Below are 9,155 nucleotides of genomic sequence, written 5' to 3' on the forward strand. Positions count from 1 at the left end.
GGCGCGGGCGCTATTCGCTCGACTCCGAGAGCGCGGTGCCGCCGGGCAGCATCGAGGAGGCGCTGACCGAGCGCCTGCGCGACAGCGTCGCCGCCAACGGCGTGACGGTGCGCGACCTGCGCGCGTCGATCAGCGACGACGTGCCGCTGCCGCCGCGGTTGCGCGAGAGATTGGGGCGGGAATCGCAGGAGCGAGTGGACCGGCGGCTCGAGCGCTGGCGCACCTTGATCCTGTCGGTCCAGCTCCTGGACGGAAGCTGGCTCAATGCGCGGATGGTCACGCCCCGGCCCAATCCCTGGTTGGCGCTGCGGCCGCTGGTCGCGACCCTGCTCATCTACCTGATCATCCTCGCCGCGATGACCTGGATGGCGGCCCGCCTGGCCCGGCCGCTGCGCGACCTCACCGCGGCGGCGGAGCGCTTTCAGGGCCGGGGCGAAGCGCCGCACGTCGAGCCGCGCGGACCCGCCGATCTCGCCCGGGCGATCCATGCCTTCAACGCGATGAGCGCGCGGGTCGGGGCGATGCTCGACGAGAAGGACCGCATGCTCGGCGCGATCGGGCACGACCTGCGCACACCGCTCGCTTCGCTCCGGATTCGCGCCGAGACGGTCGAGCCGGCCGAGGACCGCGAGCGGATGATCGCGACGATCGAGGAAATGACCGCGATGCTCGACGATACGCTCGCCCTCGCCCGCTCGGGCCGGGCGGTCGAGCCGCTCCGCGCAGTCGACATCGCCGCGCTCGCCGACACGGTGGTGGAGGAGTTCCGCGCGCTCGGCCACGATGTCGAGATGGTCGCGGGCGGGCGCCAGACCGCGCGGGTGCAGCCGCGGCTGCTGCGCAGGGCAATGCGCAATTTGATCGAGAATGGCGTCAATTATGGCGGCGCGACGCGAGTCGCGGTGCGCGGCGACGATGGCGAGGTGGTGATCGAGGTCAGTGATTGCGGGCCCGGCATCGCCGAGGATGAGCTGAGCCGCGTGCAGGAGGCGTTCTACCGCGTCGAGCCGTCGCGAAGCCGGGAGACAGGCGGCTCGGGCCTGGGGCTCACACTCGCGCGCGCCGCGGCGCAGGCGCATGGCGGCTCACTGGAGCTGGAGAACCGGCGGGACGGCGGCCTGATCGCGCGCATCCGCCTGCCGAAGGCACGCGCGGGGGTGGATTAATCCGATATCGCGGCCGGGAAGCTCTTTACCTTGCGCTTGCCGCACCAGAGCTCGAGCGGATGCTCGCCGACATGGTCCTCGGCGAAGCGAACGGCCTCGACGTCGTCGGCCGCCTCGATCTCCTCGAAGCCCACGAAGCGGCCGCCCGCCTCGGCCAGCAAGTAGAGCCTGTAATAGGCCAATCCGTCCCCCCTGTCCCATGGACCTTAGTCCATCAAGGACGTGGCCCATGTCGCATGAATTCATCCGAAACGACTTGCGCTAAATCAATCATCGGGCGCGCATGCGAGAACGCGAAACGGGGCGAATCCGGCCGGATCCGCCCCGCCCAGTTTTCCTCGCGAAGATCAGGCGCCCGGGCGGCGCATTTCCCTGCGCTCGCGAATCCGCTCGCGCATCTGCTCGCGGCCCTGCCGGCGCTCGGCGGCGGTCAGGGTGCCGTTGCTGTCGGCATCGAGCCGGTCGAAGCGGGCGAGCGCGCGCTCGCGCATCTGCTCGCGGGTGACGAAACCCTGCTCGCCGAACATGCGCATGCCGCGCATCCCTCGGCCGCCGGGGCCACGCATGCTGTGGCCGCGGCGGTGCATCCGCATCCCCATGAGCGGGCCGCCCTCGCGGCCGGCCATCCGCTCTGCTCGACGCTCGGCGCGGCTGGCGCGAGCCTGATCGAACTCGACGCGGCTGACGCTCCCGTCGCGGTTCGCGTCGAGCCGCTCGAACATGCGGTTGGCCATCTCGGTGCGCCGCTGCTCATGCATCGCCCGCGCCTCTTCCGGTGTGAGGCGGCCGTCATTGTTCGCATCCATGCGCGCGAAGCGCTGGTCGACGCGATCGATGACCTGCTGGCGGGTGACGTCGGCATTGCGGTCGGGACGCGCGCCGGCGGGCGGCTGCGCCAGAGCGGCACCCGCCGCTACGACAAAAGCGGTCGCGGCGAGGAGGCTGAATGTCTTCATGAGAAAATCCCTCTGGGTGATTTGCGATGAGACCCGATTGCCCGCACCATGTCGTCCAACTTTGTCGGCCGCCGAAAAAAGTGTCACGAATTGTCGCGAGGGGCAAATTGCGTCGAAGCGAGGCACGCTTTCGTCGAAGCGCGCAATACAGGCATGGTTCAGCCTTGATATAACATCACTCGTCGCTAAGCCCGAGCCGACCCATTGGAGATATTGCCTTGATTCGATCCCTGCTGATGGCGGGCACCGCCGTCCTGCTGCCCGTTCCCGCTTTCGCCCAACCGCCCGCCGACGGCGCGCAAGCCCAGCCGCGCGCGCCGCACCGGGCTCAGGATCTCCATTCCGAGGAGGAGCAGGAGATCGTCGTCACCGGCTTCCTGCGCAACCGGGTCGACATCCTCTCCGGCACCTCGGTCGTGACGGGCGAGGAGCTGATCCGCGAGCTTCGTCCGACGATCGGCGACACGCTCGCGCGGCAGGCGGGCGTCTCCGCGACCTCCTTCGGTCCCAGCGCCTCGCGGCCCGTGCTGCGCGGCTTCCAAGGCGACCGGGTGCGCATCCTCACCGACGGGATCGGCAGCCTCGACGTATCCGCAAGCAGCGTCGACCATGCGGTGGCGATCAACCCGCTCACCGCCGAGCGGGTCGAGGTGCTGCGCGGCCCCTCCGTGCTGCTGTTCGGCTCGTCGGCGATCGGCGGCGTCGTGAACGTGATCGACTCGCGCATCCCGCGCCGGATTCCGGAAGAGCCGCTCCATCTCGAAGCGCTGCTGACCTACGGCTCCGCCGCCGACGAGCGCTCCGTCAACGCGGCGATCGACGCGCCGCTCGGCGGCAATTTCGTGATCCATTTCGACGGCAATTACACGCGGACCAACGACCTCGAGATCGGCGGCTTCGTGCTCACGCCGGAGCTTCGCGCCCAGGCGGCGGCGAGCCCCGACCCGGAAATCCAGGAGCTGGCCGAGCTCAGCGGCTCCATCCCCAATACCGCCTCCGAGACGACGGACTTCGCCGCCGGCCTCGCCTGGGTCGACGGGCAGAACAATGTCGGCGTCTCGGTCAACCGCTACGACAGCCGCTACGGCGTGCCGATCCGCTATTCGCTCGATCCGGCGGTGGAGGCGGAAGCACCGACGCTCGACCTCAGGCAGACCCGAGTCGATGCGCGCGCCCAGATCGACACGGGCGACGGCTTCATCGACATGGTCCGCTTTCGCGGCGGCTGGGCCGACTATCGCCATTTCGAGATCGAGGATACGGGCGAGATCGCGACCTCCTTCTTCACCGAAGGGGTCGAGGCGCGGCTCGAGGCCGTGCAGTCCGTCCGCAACGGCTGGAGCGGCGGCTTCGGCGTGCAAGTTTTCGACCGCGACTACAGCGTGGTGGGCGAGGAGAAATATCTCCCCGCCAACCAGACCCGGCAGCTCGGCCTGTTCGCGCTCCAGACCTTCGAGCTCGGCGCCGTCCGGCTCGAAGGCGGCGCCCGCTACGAGCATTCGCGGCTCCGCGCCGAGGCCGATCCGGACATCGGCAATCCGGCGCTCAGCCGAAGCTTCGACACCTTCTCCGGCTCGGTGGGCGGCAGCGTGGCGCTCGCGCCGCGGCTGCGCTTCGGAGTCAATCTTTCGCATGCCGAGCGCGCGCCCTCGGCCGAGGAATTGTTCGCCAACGGCCCGCATGCGGGCACCCAGGCGTTCGAGATCGGCAATCCGGATTTCGTCAAGGAGCGCAGCTGGGGGCTGGAGGGCACGCTGCGCGCATCCGGCGACGGCTACAGCCTCGCCGCCTCGGTCTTCCACAGCTGGTTCGACAATTACATCTACCAGCAGCCGACCGGGCAGATCGAGGACGACCTCCCGGTGTTCCAATATCTCCAGGACGACGCCCGCTATTTCGGCGTCGAGCTCGAAGGCTCGGTCCGCCTCGCCCGGATCGGCGGGGTCAGGATCAACGCCGACGCGGTCGCCGACTATGTCCGCGCGACGATCGACGGCGCAGGTCCGGTGCCGCGCATCCCGCCCTTCCGCCTGCTCGTCGGGCTGGAGGCGCAATCGGACCTCGTCGACGGCCGGATCGAGGTCGAGCGCGTCGCCGGCCAGGATCGAATCGCCGCCTTCGAGACGCCGACCGACGGCTACACGATGGTCAACGCCTCGCTCGCCCTCCATCCCTTCGGCGACGACAATGACAGCAGCATCACGCTGTCGGCGAACAACATCTTCGACGTCACCGCGCGCCGGCACGCGAGCTTCCTCAAGGACTTCGCGCCGCTGGCCGGGCGCGACTTCAGGATCACCGCCCGGCTATCATTCTGATCGATTCCGGATTCGTTCCGCCGCGCCTGCACCACGCCTCGTCCCGCAAGCCGCTGATTAAGCTGGCGGAAACGAGTCGCTCCGTATGATGGGTCGACTGGGCAGGAGAATGGGAGCGACGATGAGCGGGGCGGCGAGGACTCGGCGGATTCGATTTTTCGCGCTTGGCGCGATGACGCTGGCGGGCGGCATCCCGAGCGCGCACAGCGCGCAGGTGCCGGGCCGCGCGGCAATTGCTCCCTCCCCGGACGCGCGGGCGCAGAGCATCCTGGAGACGCGAATCCAGGAGCTCGGCCGATCCTTCCCCGGCGAGGTCGGTATCGCGGTGCGCGAGGTCGACAGCGAGTGGACGACAAGCTGGAACGGCGAGCGGCACTTCCCGCAGCAGAGCGTTAGCAAATTCTGGGTGGCAATCACCGCCTTCGCGGCGGTCGACGCCGGAACGTTGCGCCTCGACCAGCCGGTCACGATCCGGCGCCAGGACCTCACCCTCTTCCACCAGCCGATCGCGGCGCAGGTCGGGCCGAACGGCTATACGACCACGCTCGACAATTTACTCTTCCGCGCGATCACCCAGAGCGACAACACCTGCAACGACGCCGTGCTGCGCGCCACCGGCGGGCCGCGGGCAGTGCGCCAGACGCTGGCGCGGCTCAACCTTGAAGGCGTCCGCTTCGGGCCGGGCGAGCGGCTGATGCAGAGCCAGATCGCCGGACTGCAGTGGCAGCCGAGCTATTCGGTCGGCCGCGCCTTCTACCAGGCGCGCGCCGACGTGCCGGCGGCGCGGCGGCGCTCCGCGTTCGAAAGCTATATCGAGGACCCGATCGACGGCGCGACGCCGGAGGGCATCGTCGAGGGCTTGAGTCGGCTGCGTCGCGGCGAGCTTCTGTCGCGTTCTTCCACCGAGCGGCTGCTTGCGATCATGTCGCAGACCCGCACCGGACGGCAGCGGCTGACCGGCGGCCTCGCGCCGGGCTGGCGGATCGCGCACAAGACCGGCACCGGCCAGGTGCTCGGCGCGACCCAGGCGGGCTATAACGACATCGGCATCCTGACCTCGCCCGAGGGCCGCCATTATGCGGTGGCGGTGATGATCGGCCGGACCAGCGCGCCGGTCCCGGAGCGGATGCAGTTGATGCAGAACGTGACCCGCGCCGTGATCGCCTATGACGAGACGGCGGGAAGCCGGGGCGGCAGCAGCTACAGCCGCCGCTAGCCGCCGCCAGCCCGCCTGCCTAAGGTGAGGCGATGGCGCGGCCGCAATCTCCCGATTACGACAAGCGCCGCGAGACGATCCTCGCGGCCGCCGCGCATCTCTTCGCCCGGCGCGGCTTCCAGGGCGCCTCAGTAGCCGACCTCGCCAAGGCGTGCAGGACCTCCAAGTCGCTGATCTACCATTACTTCCCGTCCAAGGACGACATCCTCTACGCGACCATGGCGACGCATCTCGACGCGCTGGTCGAGGCAGCCGAGCGGGCGACTCAGAGCGGCTCGGCCAAGGTGAAATTGCGGGCGCTTACCCTCGCCTTCATGCGGCTCTATGTCGGCGCCGAGGACAGCCACAAGGTGCTGCTGAACGAACTCGACAATCTGCCGCCGGCGCGGCGGACCGAGGTGGTCGCCAAGCAGCGCCGGATCATCGCCACGGTGGAAAGGCTCGTGCGTGAGCTGCGGCCGGACCGGCCGGCGCTGCCGCTCGCCATGCTCTTCTTCGGGATGATCAACTGGACCCACACCTGGTTCCGGCCCCGGGGGGCGCTCGACGCCGACGAGCTGGCGGAGATGGCGGTCGACGTGATGCTGAACGGCGTTCAGGCGTCGTAGTCGAGCTCGACGCCTTCGCCTTTGGGCACAGACTGGCAGGTCAGGACGTACCCCGCCGCCACCTCCTCGTCTGTCAGGCCGGAGCGCGCCGCCATCTCGACCTCGCCCGAAACGACGCGGGCTCGGCAGGTGGCGCAGACCCCGGCCTTGCAGGCAAAAGGCGCCGGCAGCCCCGCCTCGCGCGCCGAATCGAGGATGTTGCCGGCTGCCGCGTCGAACGGCACCCGGCGCTTGCGACCGTCCAAGGTGACCAGCATCGACAGGCCGGCCGCGTCGCGCGACATCTCCTGGAGCTGCGCCGCCATCGCTTCGGCGGGGCGGTCGGCGGTGAAGCGCTCCAGGTGGATCTTGTCCTTGTCGACACCGCGGGCGAGCAAAGCCTCCTCGGCGGCGTCCATCATCGGCCCGGGGCCGCAGATGAAGAAAGCGGCGACTTCGTCGGGCTCGACCAGCGTCTCCAATATCTCGTCGCATTTGGCGTGATCGAGCATGCCGTTGAACAGCTCGAACTCCTCGGCCTCTTCGGCAAGGAAATGATGGACTTGCAGCCGGTCCATGAACCGGTTCTTGAGCCCGGCAAGCGCCTCCAGGAAGATGATCGAGCTGCTGTCGCGATTGCCGTAGAAGAGCGTGAAACGGCTTTGAGGCTCGGTCAGCAGGGCGGTCTTGAGCAGCGAAATGACCGGCGTGATCCCCGAGCCGCCGGCGAAGCCGACATAGTGGTTCGCGGCGTGGGGCGCGAAATCCCAAGTGAAGCTGCCGTGCGGCGGCATCACTTCGATGGCCATACCCGCCTTTAGGTTGTCATTCGCCCAGTTGGAAAAGAGGCCGCCCGCGATGCGCTTCACGGTGACCATCACCTGCCCGTCCTGCGGTGCGACGCAGAGCGAGTAATTGCGCCGCACCTCTTCGCCTGAAATCTCGGCTTTCAGCGTCAAATGCTGGCCGGGCGTGAATTTAAAGGTCTCGCGAAGCTCCTCGGGCATGGCGAAGCGGATCGAGCGCGCCTCGTTCGTCTCATCCACCACCTCGGCGACCGTCAGGGTATGAAATGAGACGCTCATCAGTGGCACTTGAACCGGTCGAACGGCTCGAGGCAGGCGCGGCAGCGCCACTGCGCCTTGCACGGGGTCGAGCCGAAGCGGCTGACCTCTTCCGTGTCGGTCGAGCCGCATTGCGGGCAGGTCGCGGCGCTGGCCGAGCTCGGCGGGGCGATGCCGTAGGCGTGCAGCTTCGCCTTGCCGCCTTCGGTGATCCAGTCGGTGGTCCAGGGCGGCGAGAGCGTGGTCTCGATCGCGACATCGCGAAAGCCGGCCGCGTCGAGCGCGGCACGGATGTCGCGCTCGATCACCTGCGTGGCCGGGCAGCCGGTATAGGTGGGGGTAATCACCACCCGGTCCGGCCGGACCGCGCGGACGATCCCGAGATCGACGACCGAGACGGCTGGGATTTCGGGATCGGGCACAGATTCGAGCACCTGCCACAGCGCATCGGTGGAGAGGGTCGTCACCATGTCGCGTCCGGATAGGTGCGGGGCAGGAATTGCATCACCGCGAGAATGTGGCCGAGATGCTCGCTGTGATGGCCGCGGCGGCCGCCGAGGATCGGGCGCTGGTCGGCGGGCGGCTCCAGCGTCGCTTCGGCCAGAACGCTGCGGACCCGGCGGTCGTAATCCTCGCGGAAAAGGGTCACGTCGGCGCCGATGCCGGAGCGCACGGCCTCGGCCGCGATTTCGTCCATCTCGAACAGCTCGGGGATGAAGCGCCAGTTCCAGTCGAGTCCGTCGGCCATGCGCCGCCGGCTCTCCTCGGTGCCGTCGCCGAGGCGTATCACCCATTCGGCGGCGAGCTCGGCATGGTAGCGCACCTCCTTCACCGCCTTGGCGGCGACCTCGGCGATGCGCGGCTCGCTGGAGCCCGTGAGGTGGCCGAAGAGCATCTCCTGCCAGGTCGAGAAGAGGAATTGCCGCGCCATGGTCTGGGCGAAATCGCCGTTGGGCTGCTCGACCAGCCAGCAATTGCGGAAATCGAGCACGTCGCGATGGAAAGCGAGCGCGTCGCCGTCGCGGCCCTTCCCTTCCCCTTCACCCGCGGCGTTCAGGAAATGCGTCGCCTGGCCGATCAGATCGAGGCCCATATTGGCGAGGCTCAAATCGACCTCGACGCTCGGCGCATGGCCGCACCAATCGCCGAGCCGCTGGCCGAGGATCAGGCTGTCGTCGCCGAGCCGCAGCAGGGTTTCGAAGAGGACCGAATCGGCCGCGACCGTCGCCATCAGATGTGCTTCACGTCGTCCGGGATGTTGTAGAAGGTCGGGTGCCGATAGATCTTGTCCTCGGCGGGCGCGAACATCGACGCGTCGTCGGAGGGGTCGGAGGCGGTGATCTCCGCCGAGGGCACGACCCAGAGGCTGACGCCCTCCATCCGCCGCGTGTAGGTGTCGCGGGCGTGGCGTAGCGCGATCTCCGAGTCGGGCGCGTGCACGCTGCCGACATGGCGATGCGCCATCCCGCCCTTGGCGCGGACGAACACCTCCCAGAGCGGCCAGTCCTTGCTCATGCCGCTTCCGCCTTGCGGGCGTGCTTCTCCGCATAGGCCGCCGCGGCCTCGCGGACCCAGGCGTTCTGCTCCCAGGCGTCGCGGCGGGCCTTCATCCGCTCTTTGGCGACCGGGCCCTCGCCCTTCACCACGGCGTAGAATTCGTCCCAGTCGACCTCGCCAAAATCGTAGCCGCCCTTCGCCTCGTTCCACCTGAGGTCGGGGTCCGGCACGGTCAGCCCGAGCGCGTCGGCCTGCGGCACGGTAATGTCGACGAACTTCTGGCGGAGCTCGTCATTGGTGTCGCGCTTGATCCGCCAGCGCATCGACTGGGCGGTGTTGGGCGAATTGTCG

The 9,155-nt window shown here is 68.6% G+C and carries 11 protein-coding genes; 4 read left to right on the forward strand and 7 right to left on the reverse strand.

Annotated elements, in window-relative coordinates:
• A partial coding sequence (locus ACT4N8_RS03210) for a sensor histidine kinase (protein WP_444856696.1) occupies positions 1-1,166 on the forward strand: 1,166 nt, incomplete at its 5' end.
• Here the strand turns inward: ACT4N8_RS03210 and ACT4N8_RS03215 are convergent.
• Complete coding sequence (locus tag ACT4N8_RS03215) at positions 1,163-1,348, reverse strand: hypothetical protein (RefSeq protein ID WP_444856697.1); 186 nt, start codon at positions 1,346-1,348, stop codon at positions 1,163-1,165. The two genes, ACT4N8_RS03210 and ACT4N8_RS03215, sit on opposite strands and share 4 nt — an antisense overlap.
• A gap of 165 nt (positions 1,349-1,513) precedes the next feature.
• Positions 1,514-2,122 carry an EF-hand domain-containing protein gene (locus ACT4N8_RS03220; protein WP_444856698.1) on the reverse strand — a complete coding sequence of 203 codons (609 nt, stop codon included), beginning with the start codon at positions 2,120-2,122 and terminating at the stop codon, positions 1,514-1,516.
• Between the two features lie 218 nt (positions 2,123-2,340).
• Here ACT4N8_RS03220 and ACT4N8_RS03225 point away from each other — a divergent pair, with 218 nt between their 5' ends.
• The 3 genes from ACT4N8_RS03225 to ACT4N8_RS03235 all read left to right on the forward strand — a co-directional run bounded on the left by ACT4N8_RS03225 (position 2,341) and on the right by ACT4N8_RS03235 (position 6,264).
• Entirely contained in the window at positions 2,341-4,440 is a 2,100-nt protein-coding gene (locus ACT4N8_RS03225) for a TonB-dependent receptor (RefSeq protein WP_444856699.1), read from the forward strand.
• Positions 4,441-4,561: 121 nt separating this feature from the next.
• Positions 4,562-5,656, forward strand: coding sequence for a class A beta-lactamase (gene bla / locus ACT4N8_RS03230; RefSeq protein ID WP_444856700.1), 1,095 nt, complete (start codon positions 4,562-4,564; stop codon positions 5,654-5,656).
• A gap of 32 nt (positions 5,657-5,688) precedes the next feature.
• The gene (locus ACT4N8_RS03235; protein WP_444856701.1) at positions 5,689-6,264 is read left to right on the forward strand and encodes a TetR/AcrR family transcriptional regulator; all 576 of its coding nucleotides are present in this window, start codon (positions 5,689-5,691) and stop codon (positions 6,262-6,264) included.
• On the opposite strand, the gene paaE is transcribed toward ACT4N8_RS03235, so the two are convergent.
• The 5 genes from paaE to ACT4N8_RS03260 form a co-directional block, all read right to left on the reverse strand.
• A complete protein-coding gene (gene paaE, locus ACT4N8_RS03240) occupies positions 6,252-7,328 on the reverse strand; it encodes a 1,2-phenylacetyl-CoA epoxidase subunit PaaE (RefSeq protein WP_444856702.1) in 1,077 nt (358 codons plus the stop codon). The genes ACT4N8_RS03235 and paaE overlap by 13 nt on opposite strands.
• Positions 7,328-7,777 (reverse strand): 1,2-phenylacetyl-CoA epoxidase subunit PaaD, encoded by a 450-nt coding sequence (gene paaD / locus ACT4N8_RS03245; protein ID WP_444856703.1) that lies wholly within the window; start codon positions 7,775-7,777, stop codon positions 7,328-7,330. Before paaD ends, paaE begins: the two co-directional genes overlap by 1 nt.
• On the reverse strand, positions 7,771-8,538 hold the full coding sequence (paaC, locus tag ACT4N8_RS03250) for a 1,2-phenylacetyl-CoA epoxidase subunit PaaC (RefSeq protein ID WP_444856704.1): 768 nt from the start codon (positions 8,536-8,538) through the stop codon (positions 7,771-7,773). Before paaC ends, paaD begins: the two co-directional genes overlap by 7 nt.
• On the reverse strand, positions 8,538-8,822 hold the full coding sequence (gene paaB, locus ACT4N8_RS03255; RefSeq protein ID WP_444856705.1) for a 1,2-phenylacetyl-CoA epoxidase subunit PaaB: 285 nt from the start codon (positions 8,820-8,822) through the stop codon (positions 8,538-8,540). Before paaB ends, paaC begins: the two co-directional genes overlap by 1 nt.
• Positions 8,819-9,155: Phenylacetic acid catabolic protein (locus ACT4N8_RS03260; protein WP_444856706.1), on the reverse strand; the 337-nt coding region annotated here is incomplete at its 5' end. The genes ACT4N8_RS03260 and paaB, both read right to left, overlap by 4 nt.

Origin of the sequence: Sphingosinicella sp., from assembly GCF_052387495.1 — a bacterium.
Lineage (GTDB): Bacteria > Pseudomonadota > Alphaproteobacteria > Sphingomonadales > Sphingomonadaceae > Allosphingosinicella.